The sequence below is a fragment of the Cupriavidus sp. 22TCCZM04-2 genome (genome assembly GCF_057798895.1).
Genome location: NZ_JBYOJS010000016.1, coordinates 91,989 through 110,488, shown reverse-complemented (window position 1 = coordinate 110,488; position 18,500 = coordinate 91,989). Strand labels below are relative to the sequence as shown.

Here is an 18,500-nt window from a genome sequence, read left to right as displayed (position 1 = left end):
GGATTCGCAGCTTCCCGTTCGCAGCTTCCAGTTGCTTACGAAATTTCGTATAGTGCTGTCCGATACCGAACGATCCGTGGATACCGATGCCCATCATGATTCCCGCCGCCGGCCGTGCCATGGCGGTTTTTGAAATCTTCGCCCGCGAAAAGCGGGAACTGTCCAATTCCGAGATGGCGCGTCTGCTGTCGCTGCCGGCGACCAGCACGTCCGACCTGCTGCATACGCTTCACAGCCTTGGCTACCTGATGCGCACCACGCGCACGCGCCGCTTCTATCCGACTGGCCGGCTGATGGAACTCGCCCGTCAGATCGCCGAGAACGATCCGCTGACCACGGCCGCGCAGGAAGCGGTGGAGCAACTCGAGACGAAGACCAATGAAAGCGCCTTTTTCGGCCTGCTGGAACCGACGGCGGTGAAGGTCGTCGCCATGCAGCCGAGCCGGCAGCCGCTGCGCTACATCATCGACGTGGGCTCCCGCGCCGCGCTGCATGCGTCGGCGCTGGGCAAGGGCCTGCTCGCGCTGCTGCCCGAAGACGAGGCACGTGCGGCGCTGGAAGAGAGCACGCGGCGCCAGATCACACCGCACACGATCGTCGATGTCGACAAGCTGATGGGGGACATCGCCAAAGGCCGCAAGCGCGGCTGGTACGAAGCGCGGGAGGAGGGCGCCGAAGGCGTCGACGGCCTCGCGGTCGCCGGCTGGCTGGCCGGGTTGCCGGTCGGGATCTCGCTGGCGGGGCCGGCCGACCGCATGCGCAAGCAGCGCGATGCCTATCTGGAGGCGCTGCGCGAGGTCCGCGACGGGTTGCTGGGCGAGGGCTGATCGGCTCACTGCGTGCGCGCTGACGCCGCGTTGCGTTGTCGCATGTCCGCCCAAGTGCTGTCGTCCATCACCAGCCGGAAGCCGAGGTGCGACATGCTGCTGTACGGGTCCGTGCCGCGCCGGGCGCTGGGGCGGTAGCTCAGGCAATAGTCCTCGTTGCAGAGGAACGAGCCACCGCGCGTCACGCGCCGGGGAGCGTTGGCGGGCACGCCGGCGTCATCCGGATCCCAGGCGTCGGACGGCCCCTTCGGGTCTTGTGGTATGCCGCCAGCCGAGGCTTCGCGCCGGAACTGGTCGGCGCGATACCAGTCCGCCACCCATTGCCACGCATTGCCGGTCATGTCCGACAGGCCGTAGCCGTTGGCGGGGAACGTGCCGACCGGACTCGTGCCGAGCGCGCCGCCGGCCTTCGGGCTGAGGACCGGGAACGGCTGCGCCTGCTGGCCCTGCCACACGTTTGCCATTTGCTTTCCCTCCGGAGCGAACTTCTCGCCCCAGGCGTAGGTGGCCTGCTCCAGCCCACCGCGTGCGGCGAATTCCCATTCGGCTTCGGTGGGCAGGCGCTTGCCTGCCCATTTTGCGTAGGCATGAGCGTCCTCGTACGAGACCTGCACCACGGGATGGTCGTCCTTGCCATCGATGGAACTGCCCGGCCCGTCGGGATGGCGCCAGTCCGCGCCCGGCACAAAGCGCCACCATTGCGAGAAGTCCTGCAGCGGTACCGGCCGCGCCGTCCCGACGAAGACCATGCCGCCGGCCACGAGGGCGCTGTCGGGCGGACGGGGCGTGCCAGGGGGGAGTTGCACCTTCAGCGTTTCCCATTCCGGCGGGCGTTCGGCGGTCGTAATGTAGTGGGTCGCCTCCACGAACTTTCGGAACTCGGCGTTGGTCACGTGGTGCTGATCCATCCAGAATCCGTGCACCCGCACCTTGTGGGCCGGTTTTTCGTTGGGCTGCGCGAGCTTGCTGTCGCTGCCCATCAGGAACTCGCCGCCAGGGACGTGGACCATGCCGGCTGGCCCGGTCACGCCGTCGCCGATCCGGATGGACTGGTCGGCGGGCCTTGCTGCGCTGGCGAGCCACCACGCGTAGCCGCCGCCGGCGGCGGCTACGGCGGCCGCCACCAGCACCAGCATTGCTTGCCTGCGCCGCCAGCGCGGCGCGAAGACTGCCGTCACTGCCATGCTTTTTTTTACTCCTTCGCTTCTTTCGCGGTGGCCGGCTGCGCCTGCTGCTTCCTGAACTGCGCCTGTTGGTTCAGGAAGTCCTGCACCATGTTCGAGCGGTCGAACGACTTGGCGGGCTGCACTGGGGGATACTCGGCCAGCGTGCGCAAGTGGGCGGCGATGGTCTCGCCCAGCGGACCCGCCATCCATGCGGCCTTCTGCACGAGATGGCCGTAGGAGTCCTTGCTGTCGTAGCTCTCGAACGGATCGCTGCGCAGGTTGAACAGCATGGTGATGGTCCGGGGCTGCAGGTTGGCGTAGTAGTCCTCCTTCTGCGAGAAGTGGAACTTCCACGGCCCCATGCGGACGGCGGCCAGCTTGCTTTCGTAGTAGTACAGGAAGTCCTTGCGTGCGCTCTCGGGCGACTTGCCGGTCCAGTAGTCGAGGTTGTTGAGGCCGTCGATGTACTGCTTCTTCTCTCGCAGCATGCGCTCGCTAACGTCCGGCACGCCCCCGATGGCGGCGAAGGTGGTGAACATGTCCTGGTGCGCCTGGATGCCGTTCAGCACCTGCCCCGGCTTGACCACGCCCGGCCAGCGCAGCATGGAGATCACGCGCACCCCGCCCTCGTAAGTGGTCATCTTCTCGCCGCGGAAGGGCGTGGTGGCGCCGTGCGGCCACGATGCATGCTCGGGGCCGTTGTCGGTGGAGTACCAGACGACGGTGTTCTTGTCGAGGCCGGACTTCTTGAGGTAGTCGAGCACGAGGCCGATGTCGTGGTCGTGCTGCATCATGCCGCCGCCGTGCAGGTCATCCTCGTGGGTATATTTCGCCGCCGCGTAGCGCCATTTGTCGTTCAGGTGGGTGTAGAGGTGCATGCGGCTGGTGTTGAGCCAGACGAAGAAGGGCTTGTCGGCCTTCTGGGAGCGGTCCATGAAGTCGATGGCCCTCGGGATGACCTCGGCGGCGTCGAAGTCCTCCATCCGCTTCATGGTGAGGGGGCCGGTGTCCTCGATGGTCTGCTTGCCGATGCGCCCGAAGCGTGCCATCTCGGTCGGGTCGTCCTTGTCCGAGGCGAAGGTGTGCAGCACGCCACGCGGACCGAACTTGGCCGCGAAGGCCTTCGGGCCGCCCGGGTAGGACGCGGCGTAGGCCTTGTAGTCGTGGTACTCGGGCTGTTCTTCGATGTTCAGGTGGTAGAGATTGCCGAAGAATTCGTCGAAGCCGTGCACGGTCGGCAGGTGGGCATTGAGGTCGCCCATATGGGACTTGCCGAAATGGCCGGTGCGGTAGCCCGCCTGCTTCATGACTTCGGCCAGGCTGGGCGAAGCGGCCTGCCAGCCCAGCTTGTCGCCGGGCTGGCCGACGGTGGTCATGCCCGAGCGGATCGGGTACTGGCCCGTGATGAAGGCGGCGCGCCCCGCCGTGCAGGACGGCTGCGCGTACTGGTCGGTGAAGCGGATGCCTTCCTTGCCGATGCTGTCGATGTTCGGGGTGGTGTAGCCCATCACGCCCATGCCGTAGGCGCTGACATTTTCCCAGCCGATGTCGTCGCCCCAGATGACGAGGATATTCGGCTTCTGCGGGGCGGCCGACGCGGCCGGCCCGAGCGCACATAGCGTGGCGGCCACCGCGAGCGCTTGCTTCCAATGCTTGATCATGTCTCTTCCAGTACTGGTCTGTTGTCGGCTTGTTATGGGTTGCAGCGGTTCAGCGCGGCGGCGCCGATCCGGTCGGCGCGCCAGATTGCGGTTTCGAGCCGGGCGGGGGTGAGGGGCGGACTGATGACCTGGCCGACCTGGCCGGCCAGCGTGAGATCGGCGATTTGCGCCACGGCGGCGGTGGCTTGGGTGGAAGGCAGGCCCAGTGCCGCCAGCGTGACCGGCAGGCCGACCGTGCAGAGCAGGCCAAGAAGCTCGTCGATCTCGCCCTGCTGACGTCCCTCGGCGACCAGTTGCACCAGCGCGCCGAAGGCCACCTGTTCGCCATGCAGCGCGTTCGCGAGGACCGGGATGGCGCTGAAGCCGCGCGTCAGCCCGTGAGCCAGAGACAGCCCGCCGCCCTCGAACCCCACGCCGCTGAGCAGCACGGTGGCCTCGACCACACGCTCCACGGCCTCGTCAGCCTGCCGCTCGAGCACGGCGCGGTATGCGGCGGGGCCGTGCTTCACCAGCGTGTCGTAGGTGGCAGTCGCCAGAAGCAGGGCCGTGTCGAGCGGCGGCGTGCCGAAGACGTTGTTGCGCCCGGTCGCCCTGCATTGGCGGGCCTCGAATTTCTTGCTGATGGCGTCGCCGATGCCGGCCGCGAAGAAGCGGGCGGGAGCCTGGGCGATGACCTGCGTATCGACGATGACCGCAGCCGGGTTCGACTTCAGGAACTCCGCGCCCGCCAGCCGGTGGGCCTCGTCGTACAGCACGATCACGCGGCTCGTGGGGGCGTCGTTGGACGCGATGGTCGGGCAGACCGCGATGGGCACGTCCAGTGCCAGCGCCACGCCCTTGGCCGTGTCCAGTGCCTTGCCGCCGCCGAGGCCGACCACCACGTCATGGTTGCCTTCGCGCGACTGGTCTGCGAGGGCGTCGATGGCAGCGCGCGTGCATTCGCCCGGGAACAGGACGTGCCGGGCGACGATACCGGCCGCTTGCAGGCCGTGGGACACCACTGGCCAGATCTTGTCGGTGACGATGGCGTCGCACAGCACCAGCGGCCGCCGCCATCCCGATTTCGCCAGCAGTCCGCCCAGTTCCCGCAGCGCGCCCGGCCCCTGCACGTACTGGCCCGGGAAACCCATCATGCGCAACATGCCATCTCTCCGTGGATCATTTTGCCGAGTACGTCGGTGCGGCGGCCGAGATGTACTGCAAGCCGTTGTCCTGCTCCTTGATGGCGCGGTCGACCCAGTTCCTGATGAGGCCGGCATCGGACAGGCCCAGGAAGGTGCCGTCGGGCATGTAGTTCACGTTGCAGCCGAAGAGCATGAAGATGACCTCGGTCGGGCCGCCGTCGGCCGGGGTGTTGAACTGGTGGATCGAGCCACCTGGCTCGAACAGGTAGCAGCCGTCGGTCTGCTTCTGGTCGGGGTACTCCGTGTAGTACCAGCAGCCCGAGATCGTGTACATGTGCACCGCGCCGGTGTGGAAGTGCAGGGGCAGCGTGAGGCCCGGCGCGAAGCGGGCGCGCATCACCATCAGGCCGTTGTACGGGTCGAGAAAGAGAGGAAAGATGTCGGTGCCTGCATGGCCACCGAGCGACTTGAGGAAAGGATGGGCGGTGGTGTCGACAGTGAGCAGGCGGTCCTGCTCGGTCTGGACGGCGGGAAGGGCCATGTGGGGTCTCCGTGGGTTTGTCGTTGTCGGGATGCGGTTCAGTGGCAAGCGTAGCCGCCGTCGACCACCAGCTCGGTGCCGGTGACATAGGTGGAGTCATCGCTTGCCAGGTACAGCACGGCACCGGCGACCTCGTCGGGGGTGCCGCGCCGCTTCAGCGGGATCTCCCCGCCGATGCGCACGCGCGAGGTCATGATCTCGGCCTCGGTCAGCCGGCCTCCGGCATTGCTGCCGGCCAGCAGGGGGGTGTCGATATAGCCGGGATGCAGGCTGTTGACGCGGATGGCGTAGCCCTTCTCGGCGCAGTGCAGCGCCACCGACTTCGACAGGTAGCGCACGCCGGCCTTCGACGCGCTGTAAGCCAGCGCCACCGGTTCGCCGCAGATCGCGGTGATCGACGATACGTTGATGATCGAGCCGCCTTTCTCCTTCATCAGCGCAAGGCCGTGCTTGCAGCCAAGGAAGACGCTCTTCAGGTTGATATTCATGGTCCGGTCGAAGTCCTCGACCGTGCAGGTCTCGATATGGTGCGAGATGGCGATGCCGGCATTGTTCACCAGCACGTCGAGCCGGCCATCGGTGCAGCGCACGAGATCCAGCACACGCAACCAGTCGGCTTCGGCCGATACATCCTGGAGCAGGAACGCCACGTCGAGGCCGGCCGCCTTCAGGTCCTGCTGCGCCGCTTTGCCGCCGGTTTCGTTGATGTCGGTAAACCAGACCTTCGCGCCTTCCTGGGCGAGTCGCCGGGTGAAGGCGAGTCCCATGCCGGAAGCGCCGCCGGTCACGAGCGCAATCTTGTTCTGCAGTCGCATTTGAAGTTATGTCTCCATTGCTTCCGGCTCGCGGTGTGGCCGGTTTCCTTGTGGCGCAATCCTAAGTTGGCGATGTCGGCCGCGTTATGGCATATTCGGACAGAAAATTGTCATTTCCGGACAGCCTGTTTTTCTCACCTCCTGCCGCTATGTCGCAGTCCAGTCCACAGTCCAGCCATTTCCCCCGGCACAACGGTCCGGGGGTGCAGTTGCTCGTCCAGTTCGGCCTCGACCATGGTCTGACGGGTGACCGCTGCCTGGCAGGTACCGGGATCGACTGGCAGCGCCTGTCGGACCCCGGTGCGGTGGTGGAGGCCCGGCAGGAATTGCAACTGATCCGCAACCTCGTGGCGGTGCTCGGCCATATCCCGGGAATCGGCATCGACGCCGGGCGGCGCTACCGGGTGACGACATACGGCATCTGGGGGTTTGCGCTCCTGAGTTGCGCAACGTTGCGCCACGCGGTGGCGATGGCGGTGCGTTATGTGGACCTGTCCTATCCGTTCCCGCGTATCCACACGGAGGTGCAGGGGAATTCGATCGTGTCGACCCTCGACGACCACAACGTGCCGGAAGACGTGCGCACCTTCATCGTGGACCGGGGCTGCGCGAGCATGGCGAGCATCACGCGGGATCTGGTCCAGGCGAACTTGCCGGTGACGAGCGTGAGCCTGCGCATCGCCCCGCCATCCGATGCGCGGCCCTATGAAGCGTTGTTCGGCATGACGCCCGAGTTCGGCGCCGCCGAGAACCGGATCGTCAAGGACGCGACCGGCTATCTCGACCGCCCGCTGCCCGGCGCGAGCGAGGACGTCGCGCGCCAGTGCGAGGCGCAGTGCCAGGCGATCCTGGCCCAGCGCCGCGCGCGAGACGGATTGGGCGGGCGGCTGCGCGACCGGCTGGTCGCCCGCCCCGGCCAACTGCCTGACATGGAGACGCTGGCTGATGAACTGCACATGACGTCGCGCACGCTGCGCCGCCGGCTGGCGGAGGAGGGCACGACGTTCCGCCAGTTGCAGGAGGAGGTCCGCGAAGCCCTCGCCGACGAGCTGCTGGCGACGGGCCTCACGCTGGAGCAGGTGGCGGAGGCGCTGGGGTATGGCGAAGTCTCCAACTTTATCCGCGCCTGCCGCCGGTGGAAGGGGGCGACGCCGCACCAGTACCGGCGCCATCTTCGCGAGGGCCGGTAGCGTACGACGGCCGGGAGTCAGCGTCAGCCGGCCTTCGCGTCGGTGGCGATGACGCCCGGGCTGTGGCCGGCACGCGCTCCGTCACGGCGCTTGATCCACAGCGCGACCGCCGGCACCATCACCGTTGCCATCACCACCGTGAAGAACATGCCGGAGCCGCCGCTGGTGCGCAGCAGCACGCCTCCGGCAATCGGGCCGAGGATGCCGCCGATCCGGCCAACGCCGTACATCCATGCCACGCCCGACGAACGACCGCTCGTCGGATAGAACATCGCGGCCAGCCCGCCCATGGAGAACATCGCGCCGTTCAGGCCGACGCCGGCGAGGAAGATGAAGAGCGGCAGCTGCACGGGATGCGAGGTCTGCTGGCCGATCATCCATACGGACATGCCGCCCAGCACGAACGCCAGCGCCACCACGGCGTTGCGCTCGAAGCGGTCCATCAGGCAGCCCACGCCGAACGCGCCGACGATGCCGCCGATCGACAGCAGGCTGGGGGCCATGGTGGCCTGGCGCAGAGAGGCGCCGGCTTCCTGCACCAGCGTCGGCATCCAACCCATCAGCAGGTAATAGGCAAAGGTGCCCGCAAAGTAGGTCAGCCACAGCATCAGCGTGCCGGTGCGCAGGCGGCGCGACAGCATGACCGCCATGCCGGACTGGCGGCCGGTGCCCTGTTCCTCCGAGAGCACGAAGCGCGCGCCGTCGAGGGACTGCGTCGGAGCAATGCGGCGCAGCACGGCGGCGATGCGCGCGGCCGGCCATTCGCGCAACACCATGAAGCGCAGCGGTTCGGGCATGGTGAACCGCACAAACAGCGCCAGCACGATGGGAACCGCTGCACCGACCACGAACAGGCTTTTCCATCCGTAGGCCGGGATCAGCATGCCCGCCGTCAGCCCGCAGGCCGCCGCGCCGACCATGCCGCCACAGGCCATGGTGTTGACCACCAGCGCGCTGCGCCGCGCCGGGGCATATTCGTAGACCAGGGTGGTCGCGCCGGGGACGGCCGCGCCGATGCCCAGCCCGGTCACCAGGCGCCAGAGGCCGAGTTGCAGCGGTGTCTCGGCCAGCGTGCTGCCAAAGCTGCACAGGCCGAACAGGATCATGGAGCAGACCATGACGGTCTTGGGCGTACTGCGGTCGTAGAGCGGGCCTGAGATCAGCGCGCCGATGGCCATGCCGAAGATCGATGCACTCATGACGGGCCCGAACAACGCCTTATCCATGTGCCATTCCTGCATCAGCACTGGCACGACGAAGCCGACGGCGAAGGCATCGTAGGTGTCGATGGCGATCATCAGGAAGCAGGCCGCGAGAATGCCCCACTGGTAGGGCGAGAACCGCTGTTCGTCGATGAATCGCTTGACGTCGATGATTGGGGGTGAGCCGGTCATGGTGTCTCCTCTGTTGTGGTGTAGTCGTTATGTCGTGGCCGCCGGGACCAGCCGGCGCCGCTGGCGCGGCCGTTGCGTTCCGGCATTGTTGGCGTGAGGCAATTGCCGTCGCAATGCCCGAAGCGGGTGGGAAAGGGAAAACCATGCCGGTACTTAAACAACGGGACATAAGCGGTCATACCCGCTTGAAATGGGTGGTTGACGCGCTTCCGACGGGCACGCAGCATTCCCTTACATGTCAGGCAGGCGCGGACGAGCACGTATCGCAGTCCGCCAGCGACATGCGACAGGAGCAAGGAAACGCAGATGAAGAGGGACAGAAATCGCAGCGGAAATTTCTTCGAGGATTTTCGCGTTGGCATGAAGATCCGCCACGCGACGCCACGTACGTTGACAGAGGGCGATCGCAGCCTGTACATCGGGCTAACCGGCAGCCGTGCCGCGCTGTGCACCGCGGAGACGAACGCCGTGCAATTGGGCTTCGAGCGTCGGCCGCTGGAGGACATGCTGGTGTTCAACACCGCCTTCGGAAAGACGGTGCCCGATATCTCGCTAAATGCGGTGGCGAATCTGGGCTATGCGGAAGTACGCTTTCTTTCGCACGTCTATTCCGGCGACACACTGGCGGTCGAAACCGAAGTCATCGGGCTGAAGGAGAACTCCAGTCGCAGGAGCGGCGTGGTGTACGTGCGCTCCGTCGCACGGAATCAGCACGGGCGCGAGGTGTTGAGCTGGGTGCGCTGGGTCATGGTGCATAAGCGCGACCACGGCGCCGCATGTGGCGAGACGGTGGTGCCTGCCAGGCAGCCCGTGGTGGCTCCGGAACTCCTGCGGCGCAACGACTACACCGCACGCGTGAGCGAAATCCCGGCGCTGACGGGCACTGGCGACCTGTGGGACGACTACGCAGCGGGCGAGCGCATTGATCATCCGGGCGCAATGACCATCAATGACAGCGACCACAGTCTCGCCACGCGCCTGTACCAGAACACGGCCCGGGCGCACTTCGATGGCCATGCCATGGCGCTGGCCGGCGGACAGCGGCTGGTCTATGGCGGGCACGTCATCTCCGTCTGCCGTTCCCTTGCCTACGATGGCCTTGAGAACGGCCTGTCGATACTCGCCATCAACGGCGGCAGCCATGTGAACCCGACGCACGCCGGCGACACCATCGCATGCGCCACCATGGTGCTGGACAAGCCGGACCTCGGCCAGCCGCATGTGGGCGGTTTGCGCCTGCGGATGATCGCCGTGAAGAATGCTGCCGCCGGGTCCATCTCGTTTCCGCCTCCCGCCGACGGCAGGCCCGACCATCCGCCTAACGTGGTGCTCGACCTCGACTACACCATCGCCATGCCGAAGCGCGTCCGCTAGGACGCGCCGGCAGTACGCCCCAACTCAGTTCCTCATCGAGTCAAGACATGACAATCGCAACGCATCCGAATGACGCCCTCTTCGCGGGCGAGAGGCCCTTCCCCGTGCTGCCCGCCTGCGAGCACTTCGCCGGCAGCGAGAAACTGATCGGCAAGGCCATGGACCTGCAGGTCGAATACGGCCCCGTCTTCGACGTGACGTGTGACTGCGAGGACGGCGCCGCCGCCGGGCAGGAGCGCGATCACGCCGGCATGGTGGCCCGCATGATCGCCTCGGAACGCAACCGCTTCGGCCGCGCCGGCGCGCGTATCCATGATCCGTCGCACCCGGCCTGGCGCCAGGACGTGGACATCATCGTCGAGGCAGCCAACGAACGGCTGGCCTACCTTACGATCCCCAAGGCGACCAATGTGGGGCAGGTCGCGGAAGTGATCCAGTACATCGGCGAGGCCGCGCTGAAGGCCGGCCTGCAGCGTCTTATTCCTGTCCATGTGTTGATCGAAACGCACGGGGCACTGCGCGATGTGTTCCGTATTGCCGAATTGCCGGGCATCGAGGTGCTGGACTTCGGCCTGATGGATTTCGTGAGCGGCCATCATGGAGCCATCCCTGCAGCGGCGATGCGCAGCCCAGGGCAGTTCGAGCACGCCCTGCTGGCGCGTGCCAAGGCCGACATGGTGGCAGCGGCCCTGGCCAACGGCATCGTGCCGGCGCACAACGTGTGCCTGAACCTGAAAGACGCCGACGTCATCGCCGGCGATGCGCGCCGCGCGCGCTGCGAGTTCGGCTTCCTTCGTATGTGGAGCATCTATCCCGCACAGATCCTGCCGATCGTCAGCGCGATGCGGCCGGACTTCAGCGAGGTCGAGGATGCGGCAGGCATTCTCGTGGCGGCACAGGACGCCGAATGGGGGCCAATCCAGTACAAGGGGGAATTGCACGACAGGGCGACCTACCGCTACTTCTGGGAGGTCCTCCAGAAGGCGAGAGTCACTGGCATGACCATTCCGGCTGAAGCGGAACGGCGCTTCTTCTCGGAATGACTTGATCACTAGCCTGCACGGCAGCTGCCATCGCGTGTGGTCCTCTCCATAACAAGGATGTGTACCGCACGTGCGCGACCGTGCTTGGGCTGGCCTTTGTATGCGCCGGTAATCGAGAATTTGATTACCGCCTGACGCAACGTGACCAGTGGATACCGCTGCGAGCGGGTCAGACACCGGCCGCTTCCAGCCATTGGATGCCGTCGGTATTATAGTCAGGCGCCAAGCGTCAGACAGCGCAATGGCCGCTTGCCATCGGCAACCGATCGGCTAGCCGATGGCAAGCCTGGTTGCCCGCGGCGGACGGAGATAGCGCGTTGTTGGAGGGCGAAGATTTCGCCCTGGGACGCGGCAGCGTTCCCGCTGGGATCGGTTCGACGAAGAACTGTCGCGCGCGCTCTGTACCTATCTTGCCGTATGAGAGGCACAAGACCGCCCCTGCGGGTCTTCGCGTTTCACACATCGGAAGCCCACATGACATGTCGCCGTGTCCACCGGCTGGGGGTAGCGGGCGGCGGGGCGATAGCGTTGGCAATAGTTGGGCGCGCACAGGTACGATCCGCCCTTGATGACCTTGCGGGGAATGCGGCTTTCCGGTTCGCGGCCGTCGTAGCTCTCGCTTATGTCGCCACCTCGCGGATTCTGCGGGATGCAGCAGGGCTTGCTTGCCTGCGCGCCGACGTGCCGGTACCGATACCAGTCGGCGGTCCACTCCCAGACATTGCCGGCCATCTGGTACAGACCGTAGCCGTTGGGCTGGTACGCCGCGACCGGAGCGGTGCGCTCGTACCCGTCGGCGCACAGGTTTTGCCAGGGAAACTCGCCCTGCCAGGTGTTCGCCATGTGCTGGCCGCCTGGCGTGAGTTCGTCGCCCCAGACGAATTCGGCGCCGTCCAGTCCGCCTCGCGCGGCGAACTCCCATTCGGCTTCAGTGGGCAATGCCAGGCCAGCCCAGGCGGCATACGCCTCGGCGTCTTCGTACGCCACCTGGACGACCGGGTGATCGTCCAGGCCGGCAAGGGAACTGCCCGGCCCGAGTGGATGCCGCCAGTTCGCGCCCGGCTCGTAGGACCACCAGTTCCCGATGTTGCGCAGGTCGACGCGCTGTGGCGGCCTGGTGAACACGAGCGCGCCGGGCACCAGCAGTTCAGGCAGGGCACCGGGATACATGGCCGGATCGAGCGGACGCTCGGCGACGGTGACGTAGCCGGTTTGCGCGACAAAGCGGGCAAACTGAGCATTGGTGACGGCAGTCCGCGCGATCTGGAACGGAGACACCTTCACCCGGTGCGACGGCCCTTCGTCAGGGTAGTGACGATCCGATCCCATCAGGAACGACCCGCCGGGAATCCGCGCCATCCCGGCATCCGGATCAGTCTCCGGAGTCATGGCGTCAAGCTTGTTCATGGCCGTGCTTCGGGAGGCTGGTACGGGTCAGGCGTTCCCATCGGGATCAGGGGAGCCTTTTTCACGCTCGCCTCGAATGCGCCCATCATCTTCAGCATGGGACCAAGCACCCAGCTCGAGAAGGCGCGCTTGTGCTCGTCTTCCTGTGGATTGGTGTAGAGGTCGAACAGGCGCGGAATGCCGAGCTTGACGGGCGGGGCTTCCATGTTGTCCTGCTGGTAGAAGTGCACCTTGTAGTTGTGCCATTTGACCGCTTGCAGGCGGTTGTCCACCCAGATCAGGATGCCCTCGCGGGCGGACTTGTCGGTCTTGCCCTCGAAAAAGCCGGTCTGGTCCACGCCATCGATCGGGCGGTCCCCCGGCACGCGTGCGCCGGTAACGTGGGCGATGGTGGGGAACAGGTCGACGCCGTGCACGATCTCGTCGCTGACGCGGCCGGCCGGTATCTTGCCTGGCCAGCGGACCATGAAGGGCACCCGGATGCCTCCCTCATAAGCCGTGAAGTACTGCCCGCGCCACGGCCCGGACCAGCCGTCCCACGGCTTCAGGTACTCGGCGCCGTTGTCGCTGGCGAAGATGACGATGGTGTTGTCGCGCACGCCGAGACGATCGACCGCGTCCAGCATCTGGCCGACATTCGCGTCCATCTCGGCCAGCATGTCGGCCCAGTCGCCGTTGCCGGTCTTGCCGGCAAAGCGTTCGGCACCGTGGGATAGTGCGGCTGGGTCAGGCTTGCAAACGCGAAGAAGGGCTTTCCGGCCTTGACCTCTCGCTCCATGAACGCAATCGAGCGGCGTGTGAGGTCGGCATCCATCAGGCGGCGTTGCTCCAGGTCATAGACCCGAAGCTCCCGGCTTTTCTCGCCCTTGCGGCCTTCCATGATGTACTCCGGCTTCATCCGGTCTGGCGAGAAGCCATTGGAGCCGGGCCAGAGCGCCTCGTTCGTGGTGCGGGGGATCCCATACCATTCGTCGAAGCCCTGGTCGTTGGGCAGCCGGCCGTCCGTGCTGCCCAGATGCCACTTGCCGTAGAGGGCGGTGGCGTAGCCCGCGTCCGAGAGCGACTCGGCCATGGTGACTTCCCATTGCGTGAGTCCGTCGGCCGCTCCGCCGATGGGCACGGAATAAGTGCCAGACCGGATCGCGTAGCGGCCCGTCAGCATGCTGGAGCGGCTGGGCGTGCATTGCGGCTCCATGTTCATGTTGGTGAGGCGCATGCCTTCGCCGGCCAGCCTGTCGATGCGCGGCGTGGGCGCGCCACGCAAGGCGCCGCCGCCGTAGACCCCAAGCTCGCCGTAGCCGAGGTTGTCCACCAGGATGAGCAGGATGTTCGGCTTCTGCTGCTGCGCCGCCGCGACAGAAGAGCCGAGCAGGGCGGCGGCTGTCACGAGGGTCGTGGCGACCAGCCGGGTCAGCCGGTGGACGCGCGGCGTCTTGCTTGCGTGCATGGGTTTCATGGCGTGTCAGGAACGAGGACGTTGGAAGGCTTAGCCCAGCATGATCTTGGCGCGCTCGGCGGCCCGGATGCCCGCGCCGATCGCCCCGTCGATGAAGCCGCGCCAGCCTTCGCCATGGTCGCCCTGGCCGAAGATCACGCGGCCACGGTCCTGCTGGAAGTGCGCGTAGTATTTTTCGAACCAGCCGGGGCGGTAGTTGGCCCAGGTGCCCAGGCTGTACGGGTCCTCGGTCCACGGGTGGAAGTGGACCTCTTCCACTTGCGCATCCGGGAAGAAGTCGCGCAGTGCCTGCTGGACCGCGGCCTTGTCCTGGTAGTCGATGCGCTTCGGATCGGGGCCGAACATGACGAGGACGGTGTGGTCGTCGGCGGCCGCGTAGGTGATGATCAGCGGCAGCGGATGCGTGGGATCGGCCAACGCCAGCACACGGGTATCGGCGACGCGCCCCTTCACCTTGATCAGCAGCTTGACGCCGCGGCCGGCATGGCGTTCCTGTCCGGCTGCCACGACGCTGGCATCTAGCGGCGGGGAGAACTGCACGCCCGGCAGCACGTTCATCGGCAGCCCCACGATGACGCTGGCAGCGCGCAGGCGCTGGCCGGCCTGCGTGGTGACCACGGCATGGCTGCCGAGGTCTTCGACCGCGCGGACCGGCGTCGACAGCCGGATCTCCGGCTTGCCGTCGGCCACCATGGCGTTGATCAGGCTGATGGTGCCGTCCTTGAACCGGTAGCGGCCGGCAGCGTCGCGCAGGGCGGTCAGGTTCCCGCCGGGCAACGCCCACCAGCGGCTGACTTCGATGTGCGACGCCATGCCGGGCGGGCAGTGCGACAGGCCGGCCAGATAGCCGTCGAGTGCGACCTGCTGAAGGCGCGAGAGCTTCATGGACTGGACGATGTCGCTGGCACTCAGCCTGTCCGCTGCGGCAATGGCGGGCCAGCGGTACTTCGCGTCGTAGGGCCGCTCCCACAGTTTGCCGGCGTCGGCGAAGTAGCGGTTGAAGGCGCCGAACACGTCGCCGAGCCGTTCCGGCGTGTCCAGGTACTCCCGGCGGCCGTCCACCAGCACTACGGCGTGCACGCCGGCGGGATCGACGTTCGACTCGGGCGTTTCGATCACGTCGAGCCTGTATCGCTGGACCTCTGCCCAGACGAACGGCTGTGTCCAATGGATCCAGGTGCCGCCCAGCTCCACCATGTGGCCGGCAAACTGGCTGGTGTAGGTGCGGCCGCCGAGCCGGTCGCGGGCTTCGAGCACAAGGGTCCTGTAGCCGTTCTTGCTGCTTTCGCGCGCCGCCGTGATGCCGGCGAAGCCGCCGCCGAGCACGATCACGTCATAGTCGACACCCCTGGATTTCGCCTTGCGCTGCGTCTCGCCAGGCTTGCTGTGGGCTTCCGGAGCGCCGACCACGCTGCCAAGCGCAATCGCGCCTGCGCCCAGTCCGGTCTGGCGCATGAACCCCCGTCGGTCGAGGGAAGCGGCTGCCTTCCGATGTCCCGAATTATTTCCCATGACAATCCTGTTGCGGTTACCTTTCGATCCGAGCATAGGGCAGCCGTCAGGCGGGCGATGTCCGAAAGCGGCAATGGCGTTGCTTTCGTTTGTTACAACCAGGAGGCAACGTGCACCCGGCGCCATTCCTCTCGCTGTTGCAGGCGAACCGGGTAGTTACCCTAGTATTCCTGCGGGATGACGAAAGTGAAAATTTGGCTTCGGGCTATGGTTTGTACGGACAAAGTACATATCCAGCCGCCTCTTTGCAGAAGCGTCCCCCATGTCACATGCCGTGCATTGCCACGTGGAGTCGTTCGGGAATCCGGAAGACCACGCGCTTGGCCTCCCCCAGCTTAACCAGCAATACCTGCAAACCGGCCCAGGCCGATATGAGGGCCAACTGCAGCAGTTCAGGCTCGACGATGATGTCTTCGTGTATCACGAGCGGCTGAATGTCCCTACCTTGCAGGAAGGCTGTGTAAGGAGGGGGTGCCGGATGTTCGGCATCCCGCTGCCTGCCGATAGCCGTACGACGCTCTATGGGCGTTCGATCGGGACGTCCGTTGGCCATATTGCCGGCGGACGGGAGTTTTCTGCCCAGTCTTCCGGGCCGAGCGAGCATGTCGGCATCGTGCTCGGCGATTCGATCTTTGCGATGTATGCGGATTACCTCGGCGGGATGGCCAGCCTTGCCTGGGCCGATGAGCAACTGCTCAAGGTCAGCCTGCCGGCGCGGCAGCGCGCGTCGGCAGGCATCGTGGAAAGCCTTTGCACCGCCGGGGAAAACCGCGAAGCGCTGGCATTCCCGGCGGCCCGCATTTCCGCGCGCGACGATATCCTGGAACACCTGTTCTGCCTGCTGATCGATGCCGAAGCGCCACGGCGCCGCGGCGACGTGACACGGTTGTCCCACAGTGATGTCGTCAACCGCTGCCGCAAGTACATGCAGGCGAATCCCAGCCAGCCCGTCGGGGTGCTTGAGCTTTGCAGCCTGGCGCGAGTCAGCCGGCGAACGCTGCAGATAGCGTTCCTCGATGTCACCGGCGTAACACCGTACGTCTACCTGCGCACGATGCGCTTGTCGCTGGTTCGCAGGCTGTTGCGGCAAACCAGTGCCGACCGCGTGCAGATCAGGGATGCGGCGGCGCGCTGGGGCTTTGTTCACATGGGCAGGTTTGCGGCCGACTACAACCGGATGTTCGGCTACCTGCCTTCGGAAACGCCGCGCGCCTAGACGGGCACCACCGCGTAATGCCGTTCAGTTAAGGTCTCAAGCGCCGCCGTCATTCCCGCGTAGGCGGGAATCCAGCGTCTTTCACGTCCCCTTCGGGGATGAAGTCACTGGGTCCCCGCTTTCGCGGGGACGACGGTGGTTAGAACGGCATTAGGCACCACCGCGGCCACCACCGCGGGCACGACCGGCCCGTCCAGGAAACGCGAGCGCAGCGGCCTAGGTAATTTCCCCAATCACATCTGGGCCGCCGGCGCAAAGTCCTGTTACTACCCTCTGCCGAAACCCGGCCTTGTGCGAACGCGGTGGATCGTAGACTTCTCCCGAGTTTCGGATATCGACACGAGGGAGAAGAAAGGATGAGGCAGCGCAAGTTCGTAGTCGGCCTGACCGCCATGGCACTGGCGGCGGGCATGTTGGTGATGGATGCCGGTGTCCTGGCAGCGGAGGGGGACGCGGATCTGACCCCGGCCGGAGCGCAGCGCAGCGGCAACAAGGACGGCGCCATTCCGGCATGGGATGGCAAGGACACGCCGTCGGCCGGCTGGTCGCCGGAGCAGCCGCGCGGCGGGTTCTGGTCGCACAAGGGCGAGAAGGCGCTTTTCTCCATCGATGCCACCAACGTCGACAAGTACGCCGACAAGCTCAGCCCCGGCCAGGTCGCGTTCATCAAGGCGACAAAGGGCTACCACATGGATGTCTATCCGACGCATCGCAACTGCGGTGCGCCGGACTGGGTGCAGGCCAACAGCAAGCGCAACCTTGCCGAGGCCAGGATGGCGTCCGACGGCGTAATCCTGGAAAACGCCGTCCTGCCGGGCGTGGCCTTCCCGCGTCCGAAGACCGGGGCGGAGGCGATGTGGAATTTCCAGACCCGCTACCGGGGCATGGGCATCGTATTCCCCAGCTTCTACACGGTGCTGTCGCCGCGCGCGGGGAGCGAGGAGTGGGTCGACGCGAACCAGGAAATGACCCTGTACTTCCCGTGGGCGAAGAAGGGGGCTACCACGCCGGAACAGGTCAAGCACACGCTGCAGGCCGCCTACTTCCAGTACAAGTCGCCAGCGGCGCTTGCCGGGCAGGGCGCGGTGGGCGTCAACTCGTTCGGTGGGGCGGCCCCCGAAGTCTCGTACTACTTCCCTGGCCAGCGCCGCGTGCGCCGCATGCCGAGCTACGCCTATGACGCGCCGCAGATCGGCATGGAGAACCAGTACACGGTTGACCAGGCCTTCATGTTCATCGGCAATCTCGACCGCTTCGACTGGAAGCTCGTGGGCAAGAAGGAGATGTATGTGCCGTCGAACACCTTCGGCATCTACGACTTCCACGCCAAGCTTCGCGATGTGCTGGGGCCGCAGTACATCAGCAACGCCAGCCGCCGCTACGAGTTGCACCGCGTCTGGATGGTCGAGGCGACGGTCAAGGCCGGAGCCCGCCACACGGCACCGAAGAAGACCTTCTATTTCGACGAAGACAGCTGGCTGGCGCTGGTGTCCGAGGACTACGACGCGCAGGGCAAGCTCTGGAAGCTGCGCGAAGGCTTCCCGATCCCGGTCTGGGAAACGGGGGCCTGCGACCTGGAGACGTTCGTCCAGTATGACCTGATTTCCGGCCGCTACATCGCCGACGGCGTCACCGTGGGCGGCGGCAAGGATATCCGCTGGGTCACCGACTCGAACGAGCCGCGCTTCAAGCTCGACTACTACACGCCGGAAAGCCTGCGCTCACGCAGCGAACGGTAAGTCCCCAAGCGAGCGCCGCGCCGCCGGCGCTCGCC

15 protein-coding genes and 1 pseudogene are annotated in these 18,500 nt (G+C 66.0%); 6 read left to right on the top strand and 10 right to left on the bottom strand.

All coding sequences use genetic code 11. The features are described from left to right. Positions 1-86: 86 nt before the first annotated feature. Positions 87-827 carry an IclR family transcriptional regulator gene (locus AC3FKG_RS22035; RefSeq protein ID WP_488744116.1) on the top strand — a complete coding sequence of 247 codons (741 nt, stop codon included), beginning with the start codon at positions 87-89 and terminating at the stop codon, positions 825-827. 5 nt (positions 828-832) lie between these two features. Here the strand turns inward: AC3FKG_RS22035 and AC3FKG_RS22030 are convergent, their stop codons facing one another. Genes AC3FKG_RS22030 through AC3FKG_RS22010 form a run of 5 tightly spaced genes read right to left on the bottom strand, consistent with a single transcriptional unit; the run spans position 833 to position 6,134 of the window. Beyond that, positions 833-2,011, bottom strand: a complete 1,179-nt coding sequence (locus tag AC3FKG_RS22030; RefSeq protein ID WP_488744115.1) for a formylglycine-generating enzyme family protein — start codon at positions 2,009-2,011, stop codon at positions 833-835. Between the two features lie 8 nt (positions 2,012-2,019). Beyond that, a complete protein-coding gene (locus tag AC3FKG_RS22025; RefSeq protein ID WP_488744114.1) occupies positions 2,020-3,654 on the bottom strand; it encodes an arylsulfatase in 1,635 nt (544 codons plus the stop codon). A gap of 32 nt (positions 3,655-3,686) precedes the next feature. Continuing rightward, positions 3,687-4,796: a glycerol dehydrogenase gene (locus tag AC3FKG_RS22020; protein ID WP_483713707.1), complete on the bottom strand. Its 1,110-nt coding sequence runs from the start codon at positions 4,794-4,796 to the stop codon at positions 3,687-3,689. Between the two features lie 16 nt (positions 4,797-4,812). Then, positions 4,813-5,319 (bottom strand): 2,4'-dihydroxyacetophenone dioxygenase family protein, encoded by a 507-nt coding sequence (locus AC3FKG_RS22015; protein ID WP_488744113.1) that lies wholly within the window; start codon positions 5,317-5,319, stop codon positions 4,813-4,815. Positions 5,320-5,357: 38 nt separating this feature from the next. After that, on the bottom strand, positions 5,358-6,134 hold the full coding sequence (locus AC3FKG_RS22010) for a glucose 1-dehydrogenase (protein ID WP_488744112.1): 777 nt from the start codon (positions 6,132-6,134) through the stop codon (positions 5,358-5,360). Between the two features lie 209 nt (positions 6,135-6,343). On the opposite strand from AC3FKG_RS22010, the gene AC3FKG_RS22005 reads away from it, so the two are divergent. Continuing rightward, positions 6,344-7,324: an AraC family transcriptional regulator gene (locus AC3FKG_RS22005; protein ID WP_483713711.1), complete on the top strand. Its 981-nt coding sequence runs from the start codon at positions 6,344-6,346 to the stop codon at positions 7,322-7,324. A gap of 23 nt (positions 7,325-7,347) precedes the next feature. Here AC3FKG_RS22005 and AC3FKG_RS22000 read toward each other — a convergent pair whose 3' ends face one another. Continuing rightward, complete coding sequence (locus AC3FKG_RS22000) at positions 7,348-8,718, bottom strand: MFS transporter (RefSeq protein WP_488744111.1); 1,371 nt, start codon at positions 8,716-8,718, stop codon at positions 7,348-7,350. Between the two features lie 306 nt (positions 8,719-9,024). Here AC3FKG_RS22000 and AC3FKG_RS21995 point away from each other — a divergent pair, with 306 nt between their 5' ends. Together AC3FKG_RS21995 and AC3FKG_RS21990 are read left to right on the top strand one after the other, a co-directional pair. After that, positions 9,025-10,092: a MaoC family dehydratase gene (locus AC3FKG_RS21995; protein ID WP_483713713.1), complete on the top strand. Its 1,068-nt coding sequence runs from the start codon at positions 9,025-9,027 to the stop codon at positions 10,090-10,092. Between the two features lie 47 nt (positions 10,093-10,139). Further along, entirely contained in the window at positions 10,140-11,135 is a 996-nt protein-coding gene (locus AC3FKG_RS21990) for an HpcH/HpaI aldolase/citrate lyase family protein (RefSeq protein ID WP_483713714.1), read from the top strand. 405 nt (positions 11,136-11,540) lie between these two features. Here AC3FKG_RS21990 and AC3FKG_RS21985 read toward each other — a convergent pair whose 3' ends face one another. The 4 genes and pseudogenes from AC3FKG_RS21985 to AC3FKG_RS21970 all read right to left on the bottom strand — a co-directional run bounded on the left by AC3FKG_RS21985 (position 11,541) and on the right by AC3FKG_RS21970 (position 15,934). Continuing rightward, the gene (locus AC3FKG_RS21985; protein WP_483713715.1) at positions 11,541-12,542 is read right to left on the bottom strand and encodes a formylglycine-generating enzyme family protein; all 1,002 of its coding nucleotides are present in this window, start codon (positions 12,540-12,542) and stop codon (positions 11,541-11,543) included. After that, positions 12,539-13,989: pseudogene (locus tag AC3FKG_RS21980) on the bottom strand (arylsulfatase). The gene AC3FKG_RS21985 and the pseudogene AC3FKG_RS21980 overlap by 4 nt, the downstream one beginning before the upstream one ends. 39 nt (positions 13,990-14,028) lie before the next feature. Further along, a complete protein-coding gene (locus AC3FKG_RS21975; RefSeq protein WP_488744110.1) occupies positions 14,029-15,510 on the bottom strand; it encodes a flavin monoamine oxidase family protein in 1,482 nt (493 codons plus the stop codon). Positions 15,511-15,775: 265 nt separating this feature from the next. Continuing rightward, positions 15,776-15,934 carry a hypothetical protein gene (locus AC3FKG_RS21970; protein ID WP_483713719.1) on the bottom strand — a complete coding sequence of 53 codons (159 nt, stop codon included), beginning with the start codon at positions 15,932-15,934 and terminating at the stop codon, positions 15,776-15,778. A gap of 54 nt (positions 15,935-15,988) precedes the next feature. Here AC3FKG_RS21970 and AC3FKG_RS21965 point away from each other — a divergent pair, with 54 nt between their 5' ends. Continuing rightward, entirely contained in the window at positions 15,989-16,726 is a 738-nt protein-coding gene (locus AC3FKG_RS21965; RefSeq protein WP_483713720.1) for a helix-turn-helix domain-containing protein, read from the top strand. A gap of 356 nt (positions 16,727-17,082) precedes the next feature. Then, positions 17,083-18,465 carry a DUF1329 domain-containing protein gene (locus AC3FKG_RS21960; RefSeq protein WP_483713722.1) on the top strand — a complete coding sequence of 461 codons (1,383 nt, stop codon included), beginning with the start codon at positions 17,083-17,085 and terminating at the stop codon, positions 18,463-18,465. The last annotated feature ends 35 nt before the right edge of the window (positions 18,466-18,500 follow it).